The organism is Robertmurraya sp. FSL W8-0741, from assembly GCF_038004005.1.
In the GTDB taxonomy this organism is placed as follows: Bacteria; Bacillota; Bacilli; order Bacillales; family Cytobacillaceae; genus Robertmurraya; species Robertmurraya siralis.
Genome location: NZ_JBBOQG010000001.1, coordinates 1,975,769 through 1,999,151, shown reverse-complemented (window position 1 = coordinate 1,999,151; position 23,383 = coordinate 1,975,769). Strand labels below are relative to the sequence as shown.

Genomic DNA, 23,383 nt, shown 5'->3' with positions numbered 1-23,383 from the left:
CCTTTTTACACAACTCCATGAAGGAGCATTTTATGTTTTAACAGAATTTGCTTCGGTTTTTATTGAACAGGTAGAAGATCGCGATTCTTCTAACATTTCATCTAAACAAAAGTCCTTTTCCCTGAAACATCCGCACATTGAAACATAATAAAAGGGAGAGGTTAATTGCCCCCTTCCCTTCATTAAGCAAGTTTTATTTTTCGAATAAAAAAATAGATCAATGTGTGTCCTGCTCCAAGCAGCAATAATAGGAGCGGGATCACCTTTTCCGGATCATAAAATGCTATTCCCAGCAGGAATAATAAAATCGAAATGACTCTGCCAGCATTTAAAAATATCTCTTTTACGACAATATATTCTATTCTCATCTCCGCTGCTTTCCAACCACGGCCAATGACATCGTATGTCATCGACATATATGGCACCAGTAGGAGCGGATAGGCGACAGCAATTACTCCAGCATAAATCAGCAGCTTCATATAGGTTGGATCGAAGACAATGATAAAAATGGATAAATATAAAATAATGCCTCCGATTAATATTGCTCTTTTCCTCATTTCTTTTTTTATCATTCTAGAAACGAAGTAATAGGCGACAAAAGCAACTCCCGAATTAATCAACCCAAAGGTTCCTAACGATAGCTCACTGCCAGTAGCAATAAAGACAAACACGGAAATAATGAAAGCAAACGTACCTTCTCTAAAACCTTGAAAGAAATGGGCATGATTGATCAATTGCCAATTTTTGTTCTGTTTTCTTTCTTGCAAGATTCGAATAAAATAATATTTTCCTTTTGCCGGTCTCCTTTTCAGAGAAAAACTTAGAATCACAGCTAAAAAAAACAAGCCTAATGAAATTCCAAATACGATTGAATAACCAATAAACTTTTCCATCTTTGCAATAATAAAACCTGCTGCTATCGGTCCAATCATCCCGCCAACAGAAGACAAAATTCCGAGGAAGCCATTAAAAAAGTCCCTCGTTTCCGGCTCCGTAATTTCAAAGGTAAGTACATTGTAAGCAAGCCAGTAGAACCCGTATCCAACACCTAATAAACCGCCAAGCAGTAATAAATATTTAGAAGCAGCGGTGCCGATAATTAAAACGGTCAAATAAAAGAGAGCTAAAAAAATGACGCCGATCCTTAGCACAATCACTCTGTCAATTTTCTTAGCCCACCTTCCCGCAAGAATAAATGTAATCGGTTGTAATACAACGACAGCCAGATTATACATTCCCAAATCGCGAAATTCACCTGATTGCTTCCATAAATATATATTCACGAATGTATTGGATAGAGCAATGCTGAGGGAATATAATCCGCCAATCATTAGTAATAAAGACAGATCTCTTGTTAGTTCTACATCACCAAGCAGTTTATTTATTTTACTCATTTAATTCTCCCCTTTATATCTAAGGGGTAGTTTCTAACAAAAGGAGCATGATTATACACAATAATCAAGATCAAAAAAAGCAGAGGGAAAATCCCCTGCTTTTTTTGCAGTAGTAATTATTTCGCTGCGCTGTAACGCTTAGCCACTTCATCCCAATTAACTACATTCCAAAAAGCACCGATGTAGTCAGGACGGCGGTTTTGATAATTTAAATAGTAGGCATGCTCCCAAACATCAAGTCCAAGTACAGGTGTTTTGCCTTCCATTAATGGAGAGTCTTGGTTTGGCGTACTTGTTACTTCTAATTCTCCATTATTTACAACTAACCAAGCCCAACCAGAACCGAATCGTGTTGTTGCTGCTTTTGTGAATTCGGCCTTGAAATTATCAAAGCTTCCAAATTTAGCAGTTATTGCATCCGCTAATTCTCCAGTAGGTGCACCTCCACCATTTGGTGAAAGGATGGTCCAGAATAACGAATGGTTAGCATGACCGCCACCGTTATTACGTACTGCTGTGCGTGCAGCTTCCGGTACCGCATCAAGATTTGAAACAACTTCTTCAACCGACTTAGAAAGAAGCTCCTCATTACCTTCCAACGCATTATTTAAATTTGTAACATATGTGTTGTGATGCTTTGTGTGGTGAATGTTCATCGTTTCTTTGTCAATATGCGGTTCAAGTGCATCATAAGCATAAGGTAATTGTGGTAATTCAAAAGCCATTGTTAATTCCTCCCTATGTAATAGAAATGATTTTAGAAATATTCCCTTTTCTATATTAAGAATATTCCTAATGTGTTTAAATTAAGATTACCAAAGTTAGAAATTCCTTTCAAACATAATGACTTAGGTAACATAACTATTATTTCCTATTCAACTGATAGTATTCCACATGCAGGTTCTTTTTTCCTTCTTAAATTCAACACTATTTATCACAAAGTTCGATAATTTGTCAAGAGTCTCTATTTCCTTATATATCAACGTTTTAAGTCATAATCACTGTATTAATAGAGATTTCAGCTTCCTGACGATATTGACAGTATCGATAAATTTTTCTAAAGTGAAGAATATCACAATGTTTTTTATACAATCTGCTTCGACCAAATTGATTTGGCATATTTCAACCTGTTAAAAGGTATTCTTTCGAAATCGAGGTGTCCCTTAAAAAGAAAGAAAGGTCATTTTCATTATACTATTTACGATAACCTTTCTATCGAAAATTTTGAACATAGGAGTGAGATCGTATGAAAGAGTCCACCGTTTCTCTGTATAGCCTCCTCATACAAGAATTTATTGATAAAGAAACCATTCAAAAATATAAAGCTGGAACCATCCTCTTTAATGAAAGAGATTCAGTTGATTATATTTTTATATTACTGCGTGGCAGCGTTGCCCTTGGCCGTGTTCATATGAAAGGAAAAGAATTCATCCTGAAAATTTTATCAGGAGAAGAATTAATTATTGAATATCAACTATTCAAACCACAAGCCAAATATCATTTTTACGCAAAAACTTTTACAGACTGTGAAATGCTTATGATTAAACGTGCCGATTTCGAAGAATTTGTGCATAGCAATCAAAATCTTTTAAATGCCTTATCCTCATGGTTAAGCACCCGTTATTTGAAAGCGCAAATGAAATGCCAGGATCTGATGATGAATGGGAAAAAGGGCGGACTCTATTCCATTCTCATTCGTTTATGCAATAGCTATGGCGTTATGACGGATGAGGGAATACTGATTGATTTACCGCTGACACACCAGGAGCTTGCCAATTTTACTTATGGAACGAGAGAAGTTATACAAAGGATGTTAAAAGAGCTTCGTGAAAAAGATATCATCTCTTATAATCAGCAAAAGCTCATTATTAAAAACATTAATTATTTAAAAGAAAGCGTGGATTGTCAAAACTGTCCGTTTGAAATTTGCGGGATAAATTAACAAAACGGCAACTACCTCGAAACATTGTTCGCACTGAATTTCCTTTCAATTGCTTGATAAGTTTAGAGCCCGAGATATTAAAACCAGCTTGCAAGAAAAACAATACTGGCCCCATAAAAAATTGAGCTAGTATTGTTTTTTACACAATGACAAAGAAATAAATGATCATCAACACTTGAATTAATCCTTTTGTTACAACACTGCTAATAAAACCGATGACAGAACCAAATCCAATCGTTAGCCCCTCTTTAAACCCTTTTTTATTAATCATCCATTCCGCCATGACGGCCCCTAAAAAAGGACCGATAATAATCCCAAGAAAAGGAATAACAAATGGACCGATCAATATTCCAATGGTACTGCCCCAAATTCCAGCTTTTGAACCTCCGTATTTTTTTATTCCCAGCAAATTGGCGACGAAATCAGCGACAAATAATAATAGAATGAATAAACCCTGAATAATCCAAAAAAACCAATTAAATGGTTCAAAACTAAAGAAAAATCCATATAAAAGATATCCTCCAAGAATAAACAAAACACTTGGAACAATCGGATAAATCAATCCAATAAATGAAATGACAAAAAGCGCAATAATAATAATCCAGTACAAAATATCCATTTTATCAATTCCTTTCCATCATTCACATAAATTATAAACGAGATCAGAAAAACTCGCCAAAAAGAGCGAGTTTTTCATAATTTAATGTCTTTCTCCTAACACAGCTTCAGCGATATTTACAGCATGATCGCCGATTCTTTCAAGATTGCTAATTATATCAACAAACACAATACCTGCTTGGGCGCTGCATTCCCCGCCGCTTAAGCGAAGAATATGCTGCTTGCGCAATTTTCTTTCCATCTTGTCAATCTGCTCTTCCTTCTTAATGACGTTTCGTGCCTGTTCTTTATCATTATGATCTAAGGCATTGACTGCTTCCTTAACAGTAGAGATCGTTAATTGGAACATTTCCTCAAGCTCATCCATCGCCGGTTTAGTTATTTTTACTTTATTGGCTAATTGATATTCAACTAATTCAAGCACGTTTTCATAATGATCACCAATTCTTTCAATATCACGAATGGTATCAACTAAAGTAGAATGCTCATTTGATTCTGTTTCTGATAAAGAGCTAGATGATAATGCCACTAAGTATTCCGTTATCTTTCTATCTAAATTGTTTATCGCATCTTCAAGCTGAGCTGCTGTATCTGAGTGTTTTTGCGCTTTCGTTTTCATATAATTATTCGTCTCTGTCAATCCTAGCACAGCAAATTGCCCCATTCTCAGGACCTCTTCTTTCGCTTGTCCCAACGCAATGGAAGGGGACTGCTCTATGAAAACCGGATCTAAATGCTTCGCTTTATACTCAAAGACAGAATCCTCACCTGGAATCAATTTTGTCACAATCACGGCAAGAACCGCAATAAACGGGAATTGAATCAATGTATTCGTTGTATTAAAAATACCATGTGCAAAAGCAATTGTCATTTCCGGATTAAGATGTAGCTTATCTTGCAAAAATTCAATTAGGATTGTAAAAGGAGTGATAAATATCATAAAAATCGTTGCACCGATTAAGTTAAATAACACATGGGTTGCTGCGGCGCGTTTTGCTGCTACAGAAGCTCCAATCGATGCTAGAACAGCTGTTATTGTTGTTCCAATATTATCTCCGAATAATACTGGCAGCGCAGCATTAAGATCAATTAAACCTTCAGCAAATAAGCCTTGCAAAATGCCTATTGTAGCACTAGAACTTTGGACAATCACAGTAAAGACGGTTCCAATTATAACTCCAAGAATTGGATTAGAACTCATGCTTACTGTTAATTCATGAAAGGTCTCTAAACCACTTAACGGTTTCATTCCGCTACTCATCAGCTCAAGTCCAAAGAATAAGGCACCAAAACCGAAAACAATTTGTCCTATACTGTGTACCTTTTTATTTTTAAAGAAAAATAATAATATAGATCCTAGAGCAATAATAGGTAAGGCATATGCGCCAACATCAATGCCAATAATAAAAGCCGTTATGGTCGTTCCAATATTGGCACCCATGATCACTCCAATTGCCTGACGTAAAGTCATAAAGCCAGCACTAACCAAACCAATTGTAATAACGGTCGTTCCACTACTCGATTGTATTAATCCAGTAACAATAATCCCAGCCAGCACTCCCATTAAAGGGTTGGTCGTGAATCGATCTAATATATCTCTAAGCTTGTCCCCAGCAGATTTTTGCAGACCATCGCCCATATACTTTATGCCAAACAAGAAAATCCCTAGTCCACCAAGAAACTCAAATATCATCTGTTGAACATCAAACTCCAAACTCTTCAACCCCTATTACATGAAATAAAGAAAAAGTAATAAAAAAGTTCTCGCATCAATCTCATAAAAATACGCTTCAGAGTAAGAACGAACTCGATTCACTTTCCAAATTTTATCTCTGTCATCAGTATTTGAACCGCTTAAGTGCTCGTTAATGAGTATATTTACAAAACCGACTCTCCTATTATGCGTTATCGTTTGTAACAATGTAAATAATTTATGATGTAAATTTACAATCCCTTAATAAATCAACGTTATATTACAAACAAATTACAAACAATAATTATTATAATATTATTCAAAAGGGAATATTACGTATTTTTGGCGATTTTTAGATCATTTCGTGTGAAACCAAATTTCGAACGAAATGAGCTAAAAATCGTTTTATCAAAGCTATAAGGAAAGAAAAAGGTTCTCTTTACATTAGTGGATACTTAAAAGAGCGCTTGACTGATAAATCATGAGAACTTCTCCTCCCCTTTCAGACATCAGAGCCTTATTAGCAGTTGTTAATATCGTTTATACAAAAAAGCTTATACGAATATCTTGTATTGGGGTTTAGCACAGGCTAAAATGAATAAAGAATAACTAAAAGGTGGTTTCACATGAATATTTTTAAGCAGCTCATCTTGAGCATATACTCTCCAAAAAGCATTGCATCATGGCGACACCAAGGAATAGGCAAAACGATTTTATTTGTCTTTTTGCTCGTCCTTATTTCCATTATTCCTACTTCTATACAGATTAGTACGGATATTGTGAATGGATTTAATGTCATGCAACAATCGATCGATAAGGACATACCAGATTTCACCATTGCGGATGGTGAATTAATTTCTGATCATGACGCTCCTGTCAAAATTGAACATCCAGATTTGACCGTTATTTTCGACTCAACTGGAGAAATTGAATTAAATGATTTAGATCTTTCCATTAATTCCATTGCTCTTTTAAAAAATGACTTTGCCATTATCATCCCAGGCAGTGCTAATGATCATTTTTCTTATTCATCAATGGACATCGCTTTAACAAAGAGTGATATAGCCAGTTTTGTCAATTCCCTGGACTCTCTTTTAGCTATTGCCATCCCCATTTTAATCATCTTTATTTATCTCTTTGCAAGCGCGATGAAATTTATTGGAATTTCCGTTTTGGCCCTAATCGGAGTCATGATTTATAGAAAAGGCGAGGAGCTCAAGTATCGTCATATATGGCGAATGGCTGCCTATAGTATTGTTCTGCCTACAGTATTTTTCATGATTATGGATATCTTCCGTACAGTTGTTCCATATGGCTTTTGGTTAAATTGGCTCGTCTCTGTACTTGTATTGTTCCTAGCATTAAAAGAAGTTCCTTCTGCAAAAGAAGCAGAACTATAAATGCGTTTTTGATTTTCAGCAAAAGACAGCGAGATGACTCTCACTGTCTTTTGTCATTTTAGAGAGTTCATAAAAATCGAAACAGTCTCTTTATACGCTTCCTCAAACGACATACAGGGCAGGGCACCGCGCACTCTTCTTCTATAAGCGAAACTTTAAAATTCATTCCCTTATCCTTGCAAAAACATCATTGAAAACTCAATGTGCAATTAACAGTTTTCTTAACTGCACATCTTCATCCTAAAAAAGAAAGGTTAGAATGACGGGATGGAACATGAATCCTGTTTCAATAGTTCTTCCACAGACAAATAAACTTCAAATAATAATGCCAAATACCTGTTACTTCCATTTTTGTACTATTATAAATTGGACGAGCATATATATGGAAAAAACCCGATAAAGGAGTTAGACCAATGAAACGCCTATTCATCCTACTTTTAATCGTCGCAACTATTTTTTCCATTTACTATGACTTGAGTAAAGGAACACTCCCTATGGCAATTGAAACAAATACGAGTGCTCAAAGTGAAATGCCTACAAATTGGCAATCCAGTATCAGTTACTTTGATAAAGAAGTGCAAAGCGGGGAAACAGTCCTGTCCATTATCGAAAAACAATTAAATGGTCCAATCCCTGTTCCGATAGATGAAATAACAAAGGATTTTCGCATCCTCAATAATGGAACTGAAGCGAATAAAATACAAATTGGTAAAGTTTACAAATTTCCAGATTATAGTAAAATATATGAATAATCCATTTAAACCAGTAAGTTTCTTGTCAAGGTAAACCCTTCACTGATACAATTAACTCATATTAGCATTATAATGATAGATGAATCAACTTCGTATTGTCCTACTTAACGGATTTGATTCAGGTGCTTATTTCTTTTAAAAAAAGGAGAGAATCACTTTTGAGTGAAATTATACATCGTACAAAAACCCGTCCTGTCAAAGTTGGTAATTTAACAATTGGAGGCAATAATGAACTTGTCATCCAAAGTATGACAACAACCAAAACGCATGATGTGGATGCTACTGTAGAACAAATCAATCGATTAGAGGAAGCTGGTTGTCAAATTGTCAGGGTTGCATGTCCAGATGAGCGGGCCGCTGATGCCATCGCTGAAATTAAGAAAAGAATTAATATCCCTTTAGTAGTCGATATACATTTTGACTACAAGCTGGCACTTAAAGCAATCGAAGGAGGAGCCGACAAAATCCGCATTAACCCAGGCAATATCGGTAAGAGAGAAAAAGTAGAAGCTGTTGTGAAAGCCGCTAAAGCAAAAGGAATTCCTATTCGCATTGGAGTTAATGCTGGCTCCCTTGAAAAACGCATAATTGAAAAATATGGTTATCCGACTGCTGATGGCATGGTGGAAAGCGCCCTTCACCATATTAAAATTTTAGAAGATCTCGATTTCCATGATATTATCGTTTCCATGAAAGCGTCTGATGTAAATTTAGCGATCGAAGCATATGAAAAAGCGGCAAAAGCCTTTGATTACCCATTACATTTAGGAATAACAGAATCCGGAACATTATTCGCCGGCACAGTAAAGAGTGCTGCTGGCTTAGGTGCAATCCTCAGCAAAGGAATTGGAAATACATTACGGATTTCTTTAAGTGCCGATCCTGTTGAAGAAGTTAAAGTGGCTAGAGAGCTTCTCAAATCATTTGGACTATCTTCAAATGCAGCAACTTTAATTTCCTGTCCGACATGCGGTCGAATCGAAATCGATCTAATAAGCATCGCAAATGAAGTTGAAGAATATATTTCAACGATTAAAGCCCCTATAAAAGTAGCGGTGCTTGGTTGTGCGGTAAATGGTCCAGGTGAGGCCCGGGAAGCAGATATTGGTATTGCAGGTGCCCGTGGCGAAGGACTCCTCTTCCGCAAAGGAAAAATTGTTCGTAAAGTTCCCGAGGAAACAATGGTTGAGGAATTGAAAAAAGAAATTGATCAAATTGCGGCCGAATATTTTGCTAAAAAAGAAGCAGAAGCAAAAGTGGAAACTGCTCAATAAAAATACGAGGCTTGGCTGTATGCCGAGCCTCGTATTTTTTATAGCTTTCAAGTGCTCCTAGCTTGAAAAGCTTAAAAAAACGGAAGAATAAACATCCCTAAAATAATAGATACAGCCCCGATCCCAATCGCCCAGCTACCGAGACTTTGTGCTCCTCTGCGACGTGCAATAAATCCAAGCACGATGCCTACTGCCCCAAACAAAATCGGAGAAACAAATAAAGATAAGATCGAGAGGATGATCGCGGCAAAGCCCAGTCCTGTTCCCCCCGCACCTGCATCAGCATCCCGCTCTTCCTTATTTTCTCTGTCAAAAGTTACTGGAGCAGCCATTTCAGCTGAGGTTTCCTCTAAATAATCTGCAGTCTTTGTTTGTTCATACGATTCTAATCCCCAGTCATCCTTTCGCAAATTAGTGACGGGGACCTTGCGTTCTTGATCTGCCATATTTAAAATCCCTCGCTTTCTTTATAGGAGCATTTATATTATTTTTCAGAGCGAGTCATTTTAAAAGTGTTAAAGTCTGTCAAAGAAGGATGTAAAATTGCGCTACATAATTTCAGCTGAAATTGTTAAAATGATGATGTGAGCATTGACAAAGGAGAGCGAAGATGAAGAAAAGATTAGGCATCGATATAGATGGGACCGTTACTCGTCCAGAGACGATCCTCCCGTATATGAACAAAGATTTTGGTTTATCATTATCGTTAGAAGACATAGTCGATTACGATCTATCTCTTTTAGTTGACATCCCAGCCTCAGAATTTGCACAATGGTGGCTCAATATTGAAGCAAAAGTATATGAAGAATCACCTTTAGCGGAGCATGTAAAAGACGTTTTGCTCGAATGGGAAAAGTTGCATGAGCTCTATTTTATTAGTGCCCGCAGTACCCATTTATTAGCGATTACCGAGAATTGGTTTAAAAAAGAGGGTTTACCCTTTCATCATATTGAGTTAACCGGTTCGCATAATAAGGTCGAATTGATTAAAAATTACCAGCTTGATTTGTTTATTGAAGACAAACATGATAATGCAGTGATTGTTCATCAAGAATGCAAAATCCCTGTTCTTCTCTTCGACACCCCGTACAATCAACAACCACTCCCCCAAGGTGTCATTAGAATTTATCATTGGTTTGAAGCAAAAGCATGGGTAAAGAGATGGATCCAGCAAGGGTAAAAAAAGCATAGAGCCTACGAATAAGACTCTATGCATTGCATTCAGGACAGCGTCCATAAATTTCAAATTTGTGACCTGATATATCAAATCCTTGTAAATTTTCACTTAAACTTTGCATTGGACACGTTTCAATTTCTTTCGTTTTGCCACAATCCAAGCAAATAAAATGATGGTGATGAGTCTGGTGAGAGCAAGTAAACCGAAAATGCTTTTCACCTGATAATTCTGTCATTTCAAAGATCCCTAATTCAACAAACATTGAAAGATTGCGGTATATTGTATCAAAACTCAGGCCAGGATAATCATCCTTCATTTGATCAAGAACATCCTTTGCCGTTAAGTATTTTTCGCTATTTGAAAACAATTCGAGCATCTCTTCCCGTTTGCCAGTATGCTTGTACCCTTTTTCTTTCAATAATTGCAACGCTTCACTTACATTCATGATTTCACCCCATTATTAACAGGTCTAGATGAGCTTATTTTCTTTAAGCCGATCGTGACAACTAATATTACTACTGCGATCATAACAATAGTTCCACCCGGTGCCAAGTCTAAATAATAAGAAATAAGTAATCCACCCAAAACAGATGTTTCGCCAAATAATACGGAATAAAAGATCGTTTCTTTAAATCCCTTTGCAATCCGGATGCTTGCCGCAACTGGCAGGGTCATTAAAGAAGAAACTAAAAGAATCCCAACGATCCTCATTGATGCAGCAATTACGAGGGCAACCATAATAATAAAAATGAAATGAATGCTTTTAACAGCGATGCCAGACGCTTTCGCATGCTCTTCATCAAATGATAATAAAAACAGTTCCTTATACAACAGTATAATTGCAATAATCACAAATGCGCTAATGAATAAGATTGTATATAAGTCAGCCCTGCTTACAGCACTTACACTTCCAAACAAATAACCAAATAGATCCGTATTAAACCCGTCTGCTAAAGAAATGAAGATTGCGCCTAAGCCAATTCCTCCTGAAAGGATGATCGGTATCGCCAGCTCTTGATAATGTTTATAAACGGTTCGCAGCTTTTCGATAAATAATGAACCCGTAACAGAAAACGCCATCCCCATATACAGTGGATTCAGACCACTCATCACTAAGAATTTTTTTTCAAGGAGCAGACTTGCCGCGATTCCAGCTAATGTCACATGACTCAATGCATCCGCAATGAGCGATAAGCGTCTAACCACGATAAAAACCCCTAGCAATGGTGCAATTACGCCAATAATCATCCCCGTCAGAAAGGCATTTTGTAAAAATTCAAATTGAAAAATATCCTTGATCATTTTCAAACTCCTTCATGATGATGTTCATGGGAGAGCAAATGAACATCATGACCATAAATCTGCGACATGTCATTAATTTGCAGCTGTTCAAATTCCTCGGATTTCCCATGGAAATGTAAAAATTTATTTAAACAAGCTACATGCGAGACTTTATCAGATATGGTACCAATATCATGGGTAACCAACAGCAGTGTAATTCCTCGCTCTTTATTTAAGTGTGCGAGCATTTCATAAAAGGATTGAACATTTTGTGCATCTACGCCGACCGTAGGTTCATCAAGAATCAGCAGTTTCGGTTCACTTACTAATGCTCTGGCAATAAAAACCCTTTGCTGCTGACCACCTGATAGCTGTCCAATATTCCGATTCCGATACTCGTTTAACCCAACCGAGTCTATCGCTGCCTTAATCTTCCGATGGTCCTCAGCCCGCAAAAATTTAAACATTCCGATCTTTTTGGTTAATCCGCTACTAACGACCTCATAAACAGTCGCAGGAAATCCGCTATTAAATGAATTCGCTTTTTGCGAGACGAATCCTATTTGCTGCCAGTCTTTAAAACGGTGAATGTCCTCACCAAAAAGGCGAATACTTCCTCTTTGTAGCTTCAAAAGACCAAGAATTAATTTTAATAATGTAGATTTTCCAGATCCATTCGGTCCAACTACAGCTAAAAAAGCTCCCATAGGGATCGTTAGTTGTATATTCTCTAAAACATTTTCCTTTTCATAATGAAAGGACAAATCGTCTATTTCGATAATTGGTTGCGTGGCATTCATCATATCACCTATTTTTTGAAATTAGCCATGTATGAAAATGTTGTTGGTTCCCAATCAAGTCAAGGTTGAAGGAAAGCCATTCAACAGCCTGATTCACAGCTTCGAATTTAAAAAAGAATCATTTCGATTTAGAAGTATACAGGATCAAATCTTTATTGTAAAGCTTTATGCAGTCCGTCACAACTAAATGACCATGCTCATAAAGTAAAGAAGAAGGGGTGTGGGACATTTGAAAATCTTCCAGAAAATTATTAATCATAAAATCAATTCCATTACAGGAAGAGAGTTGCTTAAATACGGTAAGCAATTTCAAATAAGCATTACAAATGAACAGGCTGAACAAATCGCCGCCCATTTAAGAGGGAAAAATGTTAATATTTTTAATGATGGAGAAAGGAAAAACCTCATAAATGAACTTGCCAACATTGTCGGTAACGAAAAAGCAAACGAGATAAATCGTCTTTTTGTTAGTTTTACAAAATAACACAAAAAGAAATCCACTTCAGAAGAAGCGGATTCAGAGTGTAGACAAAGTCAAAAATAAATAAAATCAGTTCCCTTCAGGCTGATTGAAAACGTTTGTTTTCGAGGCGCGAAGCCTTGGGAGGAGCGGAGTTACCAAAATGGGTAATGAGCACCGGACAAGACGAGCAACAAAGAAAGCGAGCGTTTGCGGGCAGCCTGAGCGGATTTCTTTCTCCATCTTACTTACTCGGCTAAAATATTTTCTAGCAAGCTTTTGTTAAATTCTTTCTCGCGGAACATGGCAATTTCATGCTTGTAAGGTGCCTTTTTATTATTTTTATCCTCACCTACATAAGGAGTTTCAAGAATTTTTGGGATATCCATTAATTGAGGGTGGTGAACAATATCGTTTAATGCCTTAAATCCGATATGGCCAAATCCAATATTCTCATGTCTATCCTTACTTGCGCCACGTTCGTTTTTACTATCATTAATATGGAGCACTTTTAAACGATCAATGCCGATAACTTTATCGAATTCATTCAATACCCCATCAAAATCTTCGACAATATTATAACCTGCATCATGGGTATGGCAAGTATCGAAACAAACAGATAGACGCTCATTATGAGTTACCCCGTCAATAATCATTGCAATTTCTTCAAATGTTCTTCCACATTCTGAACCTTTGCCCGCCATTGTTTCTAAGGCAATTTGCAACGATTCCCTTCCGGTTAACACTTCATTCAACCCTTCAATGATTTTCTGAATTCCTGCTTCCGCTCCTGCGCCGACATGGGCACCTGGGTGGAGCACAATTTGCTTAGCGCCAATCGCTTCTGTACGCTCAATTTCACTTCTTAAAAACCGGACTCCCAGCTCAAAGGTATCAGGATTGGTCGTATTTCCAATGTTGATAATATAAGGTGCGTGGACAACGATTTCATCAATGCCGTGCTCTTTCATATGTTGGCGTCCTGCTTCAATATTTAAATCTTCAATTTTTTTGCGTCTCGTATTTTGCGGTGCACCTGTATAAATCATAAAAGTATTAGCACCGTATGATACAGCTTCTTCACTTGCAGATAAAAGCATCTTTTTTCCGCTCATTGATACATGCGATCCAATTTTCAACATCATTATCTCTCCCTTAACATAAACATTACTCACTTATTTTCTTTTTAAGCGATTTTGACGCTTTCTAATTTTATCAACCTCTGATTGCATTTTTTTCTTATAACCAGGTTTTACCTTCTTCGGTTTTTTCACAATTGCTTTCGCCATAACATCAATCTCATCCTGCTGTCTTTGCCGTTTCTTTCTTTTGTTGCGATCGCTAATTTCAATGATCTCCCCATCTTTTAAGTCAACGTTTTTAAACTGGATTCCAAGGTTTTCTAGCCGATTAAGCGCATCCTCATCTGACGAACTGTAAATCGTTAAGGCAACACCTGAATAACCCGCACGTGCAGTCCTCCCTACACGATGGACGTAAAAGTCTAAATCTGAAGGAAGCTCATAATTAATAACATGGCTTACTCCCTCGATATCAATTCCCCTTGCCGCTAAGTCTGTTGCGACAATGTATTGAAATTCTAAATCCTTAATTTGTTTCATCATTTTTTTGCGTTCTCTAGGGCTAAGATCGCCATGAATCCGCCCAACTTTTAGACCTTTATTTGTTAACGCTAATGCTACTTCTTCAGCCATTTTTTTTGTATTTGTAAATACAATCGCTAAATATGGATTATATGCCGTCAACACATCATAAACTACTTCCTTTTTATTACGATGGCGGGCGGGCAATAAATAATGAGCAATTTTTTCTGCTGTTAATTGTTTCGGTTCAATATGAATGTATTGAGGATTTTCCAAGTATTTCTTCAAAAACGGCTTTAACTTTTCAGGGATTGTTGCAGAGAAAACGAGCATTTGCAGTTTTTCTTGCATTTTTGAAGCAAATTGATCAATGTCTTCAAGAAAACCCATGTCAAGCATTAAATCTGCTTCATCAATGACAAGTGTAGTCGATTTATGAATGAAGAGCGCCTGCTCCTTCGTTAAATCATTAATCCTCCCTGGAGTACCAACGACAATATGTGGCTGAACCTTGAGCTTTTCGATCGTTCTCTGCTTGTCCGTCCCGCCGATGAATAAACGTGTTAAAATTTCTTCATTACTGAATTCTGTTATGTTTATAATCTCTTGGTAAATTTGACTTGCAAGTTCCCGCGTCGGTGCTGTAATCACCACTTGTACCTCTTTTTTGGTTGGATCAATTTTATCGATGAGCGGTAAAATATAAGAATGGGTTTTTCCCGTTCCCGTTTGCGACTGTCCAATAACACTTTCTCCTCTTTGGACGAGAGGGATCAATCTTTGTTGGATTTCGGTTGGTTCATGAAATCCGATCTTCTGTAAAGCCTTCATCACAAATGGTTGAAATCCATATATATTAAATTTCGATTCTGCCATAGTTCTACTCCTTCATTAACTTCGCCCGTTTTCGGACATCATCTACCCATTATAATCGAGAATTGTTATTTGTGCCAATTAAGGATGTTTTCTTATCCTTTATACCAAATTCCTTAGAAATCCGCAAAAGTACTTAACGATTCCAGCCTAAATGCATACCTTAATAGGAGAGAATCTATGCATATGTCTAAAGGCTAAAGATTGAAAGGAGGAAGAACATGCCACCAAGAATGAGAGCTCCTTTCCCTCCACCTGGAAACCCAGCCATGCGTTCTATGATGCCTAGAGGTGGGCCTCCCATGAATAGGATAGGATTTAGACCGCCACAACCGCAACGGGGCGGTGGCGGTGGACTGTTGGCCAGAATATTTGGAAATCGCGGGAGTCAAAGAGCAAGCTCAAATCCTTTTTCTTTCCCCACTTCCACTGCAGCCGGGCAAGCCACTAGCCGTGGTGGAAGCAGTGGCGGTTTGTTAAAAACCTTAACCGACCCGAATGCGTTAAAGGGATTTCTTGCGAATACTGAGAAAGTGCTCAATACTGCACAGCAGATCGGTCCAATGGTTCAGCAATATGGTCCAATAGTCAAAAATTTACCTTCATTATGGAAGCTGTATAAAGGCTTCAGAGATCTCCCTTCCGACACTGAAGATGATGCTCCAAAAGAAGAGACAGACAAAAAAAGCACGAAGAAAAACAACGGCCAAACGAAAAAGAAAAAAAGTTCAAGTTCTGAAGAGCATAAAGAAACAAATCAAAAGAGAAGTTCTTCTGAAAACAATATATCCGTCCCAAAACTATATATTTAATGGATGGATAATTTCCTGAAAGAATGCTGTTACAAGCGTTCTTTTTTTATGATCGACTTTTGAGAACTATTTTGATCCATATCATGCAAAGCTTTAGTTTTGCATGATATTTGCCCTGTACAGCGATTTTTTTAACATCTTTATGCTTAAATTCTAGCTTCTCAACGTCCCTTGACAAGGTCTAAAATTTAACTGCCCTCTATTTCTACGGCCATATCACTACAGAAAGCCCTCTAAATCAGCAGTATTGGAGCTATCAACACTCTTCCCATTTCTTTTTTCCAGCTTCCTCAAATTGAGGTTTTAGACATAATCCTTTATAATAGGTTCGTAGGAGAAGAATACGTTATAATGATTAAAAATAATTTCTGTGTTTATTGCACGGCATTCAATCAATTTCTGCTTTTTTGTTTAAAAGTGAGAGGTTGACTAATAGATTAAGAGCAATCTTCGCTTTTAGGAGGTTTCAAAATGAAAGTTATTAAAATTTCTCCACGCGGCTACTGCTATGGTGTCGTTGATGCTATGGTCATTGCAAGAAATGCTGCTTTAGATAAAACATTGCCCAGACCAATCTATATTCTTGGGATGATTGTTCATAACAAGCATGTCACAGATGCTTTTGAAGAAGAAGGCATTATTACATTAGATGGAAGCAATCGTAAAGAGATTCTTGAAAAGGTTGACCAAGGTACGGTTATTTTTACCGCTCATGGAATCTCTCCTGAGGTTCGGGCGTTAGCCAAGGAAAAAGGGCTTGTAACGATTGATGCCACTTGTCCTGATGTGACAAGAACTCATGATCTTATAAGAGAAAAAAAAGCAGAAGGATTTCAAGTGATCTATATTGGCAAGAAAGGTCATCCAGAGCCTGAAGGAGCCCTAGGTGTTGCTCCTGGCATCGTGCACCTCGTTGAGACAGAAGAGGATGTAAATAGACTTCAACTCAATCACGATAAATTGATCGTCACAAACCAAACGACGATGAGCCAATGGGATGTTGGTCATATTATGGATCTCCTAAAGGAGAAATTCCCTCATGCTGAGTTTCATAACGAAATATGTAATGCTACTCAAGTAAGACAAGAAGCTGTAGCGCAAACGGCAGGAGCTGCTGATGTAACAATCGTCGTCGGCGATCCAAAGAGCAATAATTCTAACCGATTAGCACAGGTTTCAGAGGAGATTGCTGGAACAAAGGCTTATCGAATCGGTGATGTAAGTGAACTGAATATAGACTGGATTAAAGATGTAGAAACTGTCGCTGTTACTTCAGGTGCATCAACACCGACCCCCATAACAAAGGAAGTTATCTCATTTATTGAGCAGTTCGATCCAAACGATCAATCCACTTGGAATGTAGAAAAAAAGGTGCCTTTAAGTAAAATCTTGCCAAAAGTAAAAAAAGTATAGCCGGGCTGTCGGCTATACTTTTTTTATCATTGCCATAAATAAATCATTTCAACATTGCTTTTTACACATCTGCTAAATAAGACCGGATTTACTTTAGCGAGAAGTATTGAGCATCATCCTGCACTTTATTCGTTGCAAAGAGACGTCAGCGCCTAGATATTTACATAAAATGAAATGGGTCTGTATTTGGTTTAGAGGCGATAAAAGAAACATTCAAACCCTTGGCCTGACACATTTTAGTCAGGACATCGACAACCCCCTGTTTCATAATCATTTCAATATGATGACCTGGATCGATAATATTCAACCCTTCCATCATTGCATCATGGGCAACATGATAATACATGTCCCCTGTAACATAAACATCTGCCCCTTTAAACTTCGCAGCGCGAAAATACTTATTGCCGTCGCCACCAAGTACAGCAACTTTTTTTATCCGCTCTTTTAGGTTTCCGACGACCCTCAAGCCAGTTACCCCCAATGCCTGTTTAACATGCATGGCAAATTCCTCTAATGACATTTCATCTATATAGCCAATTCTTCCGAGCCCTAATGCCTCTCCTTTGTTGTCTAATGGATAAATATCGTAAGCCACCTCTTCATAAGGATGGCTTTTAAACATAGCAGAGAGAACCTTTTTTTCCAAATGGGCTGGGAAAATGGTTTCTACTCGAGACTCATTCACACTTTCTAGCTTACCGTGCGTGCCGATATGGGGATTCGTATTCTCCCCAGGAAGGAATTGCCCCGTTCCATTAGTGGAAAAAGTACAATGACTGTAATTACCGATCGCACCAGCTCCCGCATTTCCTAATGCTTGTTTCAGTGCTTCTGCGTTTTCCTCCGGGACATAGACAACTAGCTTTTTCAGTTTCACTTCGTAGGTCGGAACAAGAACCTCCGTATTTGTTAATCCTAACGCATCTGCCAATAGATCATTTACCCCACCTTTTGCCACATCTAAATTGGTATGGGCAGCATAGACAGCAATATCATGCTTAATAAGTTTTTCAATGATCCTGCCAGATGTCTGTTCAGTTGTAATTTTTTGCAGTGGACGAAAAATAATCGGATGATGGGCAATAATAAGTTCAGCGTTAGCAGCAATTGCTTCATCGACAACTTCTTCCAGCACATCTAATGCTACCAATACCTTGCTAATCGGTTTATTGAGACGGCCGACTTGCAAGCCAATCTTATCTCCCTCCATCGCATATGCTTTAGGTGAAAATTGTTCAAATAATTCGATCACTTCATAGCCATTTGCATTCTTCATTAATCCAATACCTCCTCTACCAACAGTATCTTGTTGCTTAACTCCATTCTCTTCTTTTGATTGTCTTCATTTTCGGCAGCTTCTTCAAGCCTGCCTAATATTCTTTTCCAATTGGCCACTTCACTCCGCCATTTTTTCACGAAGGGCATTTTTTTTTGCTCGATTAAAAACGGGCCCATTAATAAAGACGCTGCAATATTCATATTATGATAAGGCTTATTGGGCTCACCTTTTTCAGCGACTAGTATTTCATAAATTTTCCCGTCTTCTTCCAAAATTTCTTCCGCCACTAGCTGCCAACCATGTTCCAATAACCAGAGCCTGATTGACTTAGCACTTAAATTTGGCTGCAGTATGAGTCGTTTAACATTTGTAAGCTTTGCTTCACCAGAGTCAAGAATGCTTGCGATCAACGCTCCACCCATTCCCGCAATTGTTATGCAATCGACTTCATCGTTAGAAATGACCTCAAGTCCATTTCCTTTGCGCACATCAATCCTATCCGATAAGCCTTCAGCTTCGACCTGCTTTTTAGCAGACTGGAAAGGGCCTTCTACCACTTCGCCAGCAATGGCATAGCTGACTATTCCTTTTTTCACGACATGGCATGGCAAATAGGCATGATCTGAACCAATATCCGCAATCCGACTCCCTTCTGGTATGTATTCCGCTACAGTTTGCAGACGCTGCGATAATTTATCAATATTCATCTCTTCACCACTTTTTCAATACTATAGGGGCTGTCCATTTTATAAGTATAGAAAAAGTCCTTTACATATGCAAAGGACCTTATAATACTATTTTGTTTTATTCTAATCCTGCAAGCCATTCAGCCATTGCTTCTTCTTGACCTGGAACTAGTCCTCCAGGCATACCTCCCTGAGTTCCATTCGTTAAGATTTCAATAATTTCCTCTTGACTAAATTTATCACCAACACCAATTAATGCAGGGGCAGTGGCACCCTCATAATTACCACCATGGCAAGCAACACAACCTTTTTGTTGGTAAAGCTCCTCCGGAGTTGCAGATGCCAAGTCTTCCGTTTCTGCACCGCCTTTTTCTTGCTCAGCCGCAATTTCTTTCATGTCTCCAACACCTTTAAAAGACATTAAGAACATGGCAGCCACCCCAATGACCATAATTAAAACAAATGGAATAATTGGATTCCGATTCATTGCTTTTAAACCTCCCTTATGTAAAAAACGCCAGTCCCATAGATTTAGTCAATTCCATAATGAGCTAAAGGCAAAAAACGAACCTTTATACATACGTAGAGCAAAAAATGAGATCATTTCATCGCGTTCGTTCAATCCTATTGCAGAGCCATTATGAAAAGGACAAATATAAATACAAACAACTTTTATTTTACTCGAAAAATGATTGAAGGAAAAGACCTAAAGTAAAGTTTATCACAGTAAGTTCAAAAAAAAGTCAAAAACTTCACTAATAAACGTGAAGTTTCATCGGTTATGATTTGTTATTTTGTTATTTTTTATTCTAATCAATCTTTAACAGCCAATTTGGCGTGCAATGACCATCCGTTGAATTTCTGAAGTCCCTTCCCCAATTTCCGTTAATTTTCCATCTCGAAAATAGCGTTCGACTTCGTACGCCTTCATATATCCATAGCCACCATGAATTTGTATCGCTTGGTCGGCAACCTCGCAACAAATTTCAGAGGCATAGAGCTTGCACATCGATGCTTCCTTTGTAAAAGAGCGCCCAACGTCCTTTAACCATGCTGCTTTATAAACCATATTGCGAGCGAGTTCAATCTTCATCGCCATATCTGCTAACTTGAATTGAATTGCCTGAAATTTTGAAAGGGTTGTTCCGAATTGTCGTCTTTCTTTTGCATATTGCAGCGCTTTTTCATAGGCTGCTTGAGCAATTCCTACCGCCATCGCCCCTATTCCAATTCTTCCCCCATCTAACGTAATAAGAAATTGTTTAAATCCCTCACCTTTTTTACCAAGCAGATTTTCAGTCGGAACTTCAACATTGTCCAGAACAAGTTCTGTCGTATTTGAAGCGTGTAAGCCCATTTTTTCATAATTGTTTTTAACTGAAAACCCTGAAGTATCAGTTGGAACAATTATTGCACTTATTTGTTTTTTTCCATTTACTTGACCAGTCACAGCGGTCAACGCAAGATGGTTTGCGTAGCTGGCATTGGTGATAAAACACTTGCTTCCATTAATGAAAAATGAGCCATTCTCTTCCTTTGCCACTGTTTCCGTACCTGCAGCATCAGAGCCTGCATTAGGCTCCGTTAGCCCAAATGCCCCGAGAGAACGGCCTTCACAAATGGGTACTAAATATTCCTGCTTTTGCTTTTCCGTTCCAAATAATGCGAGTGGAGCACCCCCTAATGAAATATGAGCAGAATACGTGATGCCTGTTGATGCACAGGCCCTGCTTAATTCCTCTGTAACAATCGCAAAGCTGATTGTATCAGCTCCCCCTCCCCCATACTCTTCGGGAAAAGGCAAGCCCATCATCCCCATTTCACCAAGTTTGTTGAAAATATCTCTCGGAAATTCCCTTTTCGCATCACGTTCAATTGCCCCTGGTTCAACCTCTTCCTTCGCAAACTCCTTAATCGTACGTCGAATCATATTTTGTTCAGGCGTTAATTCGAAATTCACGAAAACTCCCCCCTTGACCTGACGATGCAATCGCTTACAATGATAGTATGAAGAAAATTCGTGAATTATCTCTGTATTTCTAAAAAAGCTAGGCATTAACCTAAAAAATTTGGATCAAAATAGATATTGTGAGAAGGACTAAACCAAGATATCCAGAAATCAAAAAATATACAAGCCTTAACTTTTTCCCTGTTATGATCCATAACAAGCAGTTCATACATAGTACAACATAGAGAATGAGCATATTGTCGCCCATGAAATTTGTTGCTATTTCCGCACTGGACAGTAATAAAAGAAGACCCGTCATAATTAAAGCAATGTGATATTGTATGCCTTTTTTGAAAAAATAATATGTGAGCAATATTCCCATTATCGTAAAAAGAACTGCAACCCCTATTTGCAAATCGAAAGATAATTCTGTAAAATAAAAGAAAAAAACATATATTGGAATTAACAGGATCGGAAGAATAAATTGCTTCTGAAATACTTTTTTGATTTTTTTTGAGTTAGACTGCTGAGGATGGTCTCCTTCCGTATATAAAGTTAATAAATAGTCACAATACTGTTCAGGAAGCATCCTGTTTTCCTTCCAGGTCATAATTTCTTTTATGATAATCGTTTTTCGCTTTTCATCCATGGTTTCGCATCCTTTATTATAAAAGGCTATTCCTTATAAAAAGAAAATAGCTTACTTCAATTGTAAGAAGTAAACTATTTTCTAGCAATAACTTTCTTAATATTTTATTGAAGCTTTATTCTAAAAAGTCTTTTAATCTTTTGCTTCTGCTTGGGTGTCTAAGCTTGCGAAGCGCTTTTGCCTCAATTTGTCTTATCCGTTCACGTGTCACTCCGAAGACTTTGCCCACTTCTTCTAGTGTACGTGTGCGTCCGTCATCTAATCCAAAGCGCAGACGTAGCACATTTTCTTCTCTATCGGTTAATGTATCAAGAACATCTTCAAGCTGTTCTTTTAATAATTCATATGCCGCATGTTCAGAAGGTGATGTTGCATCCTGATCTTCAATGAAATCTCCTAAATGCGAATCATCTTCCTCACCAATCGGAGTTTCAAGAGAAACAGGCTCTTGCGCAATTTTTAAAATTTCCCGGACTTTATCTGGTGTTAAATCCATATCTTCCGCGATTTCTTCTGGTGTCGGTTCACGTCCTAAATCTTGAAGAAGTTGACGTTGGACACGAATTAGTTTATTAATCGTTTCCACCATGTGAACCGGAATCCGAATCGTTCTTGCTTGGTCAGCGATTGCACGAGTAATCGCTTGGCGAATCCACCATGTTGCATACGTGCTAAATTTAAAACCTTTACGGTAGTCAAACTTTTCAACTGCTTTAATTAAGCCCATATTTCCTTCTTGAATTAAATCTAGGAAAAGCATTCCGCGTCCGACATAACGCTTTGCTATACTAACAACGAGACGAAGATTCGCCTCAGCTAAACGGCGCTTTGCTTCTTCGTCACCATCTTCAATTCTCTCAGCTAAGTTAATCTCTTCTTCCGCAGAGAGTAGATCAACGCGCCCAATTTCCTTCAAATACATACGAACTGGGTCATTAATTTTCACACCAGGAGGAACACTGAGGTCGTTTAAATCAAACTCTTCCTCACCTTTTGAAAGTTCCTGCACATTCGGATCACTATCATCATTCTCATCTACAAGTTCCACACCATGCTCCTCTAAGAAAGCATAAAATTCATCCATAGTATCCGAATCTAATTCAAAACTGGACAGTTTTTCCGCAATATGATCATAGGCGAGAACACCTGTTTTCTTTCCTACTTCTGTTAATTGTTCCTTTGCTTGTTCTAGGGTCAAATCTGAATCAACCTCTTTTGAACGGGCCGACTTTTCAGCCATATGTACCCCTCCTTCTAAAAATCACGAAAACGATTGAAATTTTTACTTTTATCGTTAAAATTTTGGTTATTTTTCATTGCATAACCTT

General features: G+C 37.8%; 24 protein-coding genes. 8 read left to right on the top strand and 16 right to left on the bottom strand.

Features of this window, described 5'->3' with window-relative positions; all coding sequences use genetic code 11:
• Positions 1–182: 182 nt before the first annotated feature.
• Positions 183–1,394, bottom strand: coding sequence for an MFS transporter (locus NST02_RS09630; RefSeq protein WP_095306829.1), 1,212 nt, complete (start codon positions 1,392–1,394; stop codon positions 183–185).
• Between the two features lie 116 nt (positions 1,395–1,510).
• Positions 1,511–2,119 (bottom strand): superoxide dismutase SodA, encoded by a 609-nt coding sequence (gene sodA / locus NST02_RS09625; RefSeq protein WP_095306830.1) that lies wholly within the window; start codon positions 2,117–2,119, stop codon positions 1,511–1,513.
• A 521-nt stretch (positions 2,120–2,640) separates the two neighbouring features.
• On the opposite strand from sodA, the gene NST02_RS09620 reads away from it, so the two are divergent.
• Positions 2,641–3,336 carry a Crp/Fnr family transcriptional regulator gene (locus tag NST02_RS09620; RefSeq protein ID WP_095306831.1) on the top strand — a complete coding sequence of 232 codons (696 nt, stop codon included), beginning with the start codon at positions 2,641–2,643 and terminating at the stop codon, positions 3,334–3,336.
• A 139-nt stretch (positions 3,337–3,475) separates the two neighbouring features.
• Here NST02_RS09620 and NST02_RS09615 read toward each other — a convergent pair whose 3' ends face one another.
• Both NST02_RS09615 and NST02_RS09610 read right to left on the bottom strand, forming a co-directional pair.
• Positions 3,476–3,955 carry a DUF456 domain-containing protein gene (locus NST02_RS09615; RefSeq protein ID WP_095306832.1) on the bottom strand — a complete coding sequence of 160 codons (480 nt, stop codon included), beginning with the start codon at positions 3,953–3,955 and terminating at the stop codon, positions 3,476–3,478.
• Between the two features lie 81 nt (positions 3,956–4,036).
• Positions 4,037–5,668, bottom strand: coding sequence for a Na/Pi cotransporter family protein (locus NST02_RS09610; RefSeq protein ID WP_211344116.1), 1,632 nt, complete (start codon positions 5,666–5,668; stop codon positions 4,037–4,039).
• A gap of 605 nt (positions 5,669–6,273) precedes the next feature.
• On the opposite strand from NST02_RS09610, the gene NST02_RS09605 reads away from it, so the two are divergent.
• The 3 genes from NST02_RS09605 to ispG all read left to right on the top strand — a co-directional run bounded on the left by NST02_RS09605 (position 6,274) and on the right by ispG (position 9,073).
• Complete coding sequence (locus NST02_RS09605) at positions 6,274–7,047, top strand: DUF1189 domain-containing protein (RefSeq protein WP_095306833.1); 774 nt, start codon at positions 6,274–6,276, stop codon at positions 7,045–7,047.
• Positions 7,048–7,460: 413 nt separating this feature from the next.
• Positions 7,461–7,799 carry a hypothetical protein gene (locus tag NST02_RS09600; RefSeq protein WP_340948820.1) on the top strand — a complete coding sequence of 113 codons (339 nt, stop codon included), beginning with the start codon at positions 7,461–7,463 and terminating at the stop codon, positions 7,797–7,799.
• A gap of 167 nt (positions 7,800–7,966) precedes the next feature.
• On the top strand, positions 7,967–9,073 hold the full coding sequence (ispG, locus tag NST02_RS09595; protein WP_244988884.1) for a flavodoxin-dependent (E)-4-hydroxy-3-methylbut-2-enyl-diphosphate synthase: 1,107 nt from the start codon (positions 7,967–7,969) through the stop codon (positions 9,071–9,073).
• 71 nt (positions 9,074–9,144) lie between these two features.
• Here the strand turns inward: ispG and NST02_RS09590 are convergent, their stop codons facing one another.
• On the bottom strand, positions 9,145–9,519 hold the full coding sequence (locus NST02_RS09590; protein ID WP_137743847.1) for a DUF4190 domain-containing protein: 375 nt from the start codon (positions 9,517–9,519) through the stop codon (positions 9,145–9,147).
• A gap of 164 nt (positions 9,520–9,683) precedes the next feature.
• Between NST02_RS09590 and NST02_RS09585 the strand changes: the two genes are divergently transcribed.
• Positions 9,684–10,253 (top strand): hypothetical protein, encoded by a 570-nt coding sequence (locus NST02_RS09585; RefSeq protein WP_212933164.1) that lies wholly within the window; start codon positions 9,684–9,686, stop codon positions 10,251–10,253.
• Positions 10,254–10,281: 28 nt separating this feature from the next.
• Here NST02_RS09585 and NST02_RS09580 read toward each other — a convergent pair whose 3' ends face one another.
• From NST02_RS09580 to NST02_RS09570, 3 genes are read right to left on the bottom strand one after another with little or no spacing between them, the layout of a single operon-like run.
• A complete protein-coding gene (locus tag NST02_RS09580; RefSeq protein ID WP_095306838.1) occupies positions 10,282–10,695 on the bottom strand; it encodes a Fur family transcriptional regulator in 414 nt (137 codons plus the stop codon).
• Complete coding sequence (locus NST02_RS09575; protein ID WP_095306839.1) at positions 10,692–11,552, bottom strand: metal ABC transporter permease; 861 nt, start codon at positions 11,550–11,552, stop codon at positions 10,692–10,694. Before NST02_RS09575 ends, NST02_RS09580 begins: the two co-directional genes overlap by 4 nt.
• Before the next feature lie 2 nt (positions 11,553–11,554).
• Entirely contained in the window at positions 11,555–12,331 is a 777-nt protein-coding gene (locus NST02_RS09570) for a metal ABC transporter ATP-binding protein (RefSeq protein WP_137743849.1), read from the bottom strand.
• A 220-nt stretch (positions 12,332–12,551) separates the two neighbouring features.
• Here NST02_RS09570 and NST02_RS09565 point away from each other — a divergent pair, with 220 nt between their 5' ends.
• Positions 12,552–12,815, top strand: a complete 264-nt coding sequence (locus tag NST02_RS09565; RefSeq protein ID WP_408014797.1) for a DUF2624 domain-containing protein — start codon at positions 12,552–12,554, stop codon at positions 12,813–12,815.
• A gap of 224 nt (positions 12,816–13,039) precedes the next feature.
• On the opposite strand, the gene NST02_RS09560 is transcribed toward NST02_RS09565, so the two are convergent.
• Both NST02_RS09560 and NST02_RS09555 read right to left on the bottom strand, forming a co-directional pair.
• On the bottom strand, positions 13,040–13,933 hold the full coding sequence (locus tag NST02_RS09560; RefSeq protein ID WP_095306842.1) for a deoxyribonuclease IV: 894 nt from the start codon (positions 13,931–13,933) through the stop codon (positions 13,040–13,042).
• Between the two features lie 33 nt (positions 13,934–13,966).
• Positions 13,967–15,271 (bottom strand): DEAD/DEAH box helicase, encoded by a 1,305-nt coding sequence (locus tag NST02_RS09555; protein ID WP_340948817.1) that lies wholly within the window; start codon positions 15,269–15,271, stop codon positions 13,967–13,969.
• A 299-nt stretch (positions 15,272–15,570) separates the two neighbouring features.
• Here NST02_RS09555 and vrrA point away from each other — a divergent pair, with 299 nt between their 5' ends.
• On the top strand, positions 15,571–16,080 hold the full coding sequence (gene vrrA / locus NST02_RS09550) for a VrrA/YqfQ family protein (protein ID WP_340948815.1): 510 nt from the start codon (positions 15,571–15,573) through the stop codon (positions 16,078–16,080).
• 471 nt (positions 16,081–16,551) lie between these two features.
• Entirely contained in the window at positions 16,552–17,493 is a 942-nt protein-coding gene (locus tag NST02_RS09545; RefSeq protein WP_340948813.1) for a 4-hydroxy-3-methylbut-2-enyl diphosphate reductase, read from the top strand.
• A 160-nt stretch (positions 17,494–17,653) separates the two neighbouring features.
• Here the strand turns inward: NST02_RS09545 and NST02_RS09540 are convergent, their stop codons facing one another.
• The 6 genes from NST02_RS09540 to rpoD all read right to left on the bottom strand — a co-directional run bounded on the left by NST02_RS09540 (position 17,654) and on the right by rpoD (position 23,295).
• Positions 17,654–18,769 carry a Nif3-like dinuclear metal center hexameric protein gene (locus tag NST02_RS09540; RefSeq protein ID WP_095306845.1) on the bottom strand — a complete coding sequence of 372 codons (1,116 nt, stop codon included), beginning with the start codon at positions 18,767–18,769 and terminating at the stop codon, positions 17,654–17,656.
• On the bottom strand, positions 18,769–19,479 hold the full coding sequence (locus NST02_RS09535; protein WP_137743851.1) for a tRNA (adenine(22)-N(1))-methyltransferase: 711 nt from the start codon (positions 19,477–19,479) through the stop codon (positions 18,769–18,771). The genes NST02_RS09540 and NST02_RS09535 overlap by 1 nt, the downstream gene beginning before the upstream one ends.
• A 97-nt stretch (positions 19,480–19,576) precedes the next feature.
• On the bottom strand, positions 19,577–19,945 hold the full coding sequence (gene cccA / locus NST02_RS09530) for a cytochrome c550 (protein WP_340948810.1): 369 nt from the start codon (positions 19,943–19,945) through the stop codon (positions 19,577–19,579).
• Positions 19,946–20,278: 333 nt separating this feature from the next.
• Positions 20,279–21,418: an acyl-CoA dehydrogenase family protein gene (locus tag NST02_RS09525; protein ID WP_095306848.1), complete on the bottom strand. Its 1,140-nt coding sequence runs from the start codon at positions 21,416–21,418 to the stop codon at positions 20,279–20,281.
• 100 nt (positions 21,419–21,518) lie between these two features.
• On the bottom strand, positions 21,519–22,055 hold the full coding sequence (locus NST02_RS09520) for a hypothetical protein (protein ID WP_137743852.1): 537 nt from the start codon (positions 22,053–22,055) through the stop codon (positions 21,519–21,521).
• Positions 22,056–22,170: 115 nt separating this feature from the next.
• Complete coding sequence (gene rpoD, locus NST02_RS09515; RefSeq protein WP_095306850.1) at positions 22,171–23,295, bottom strand: RNA polymerase sigma factor RpoD; 1,125 nt, start codon at positions 23,293–23,295, stop codon at positions 22,171–22,173.
• Between the last annotated feature and the right edge of the window lie 88 nt (positions 23,296–23,383).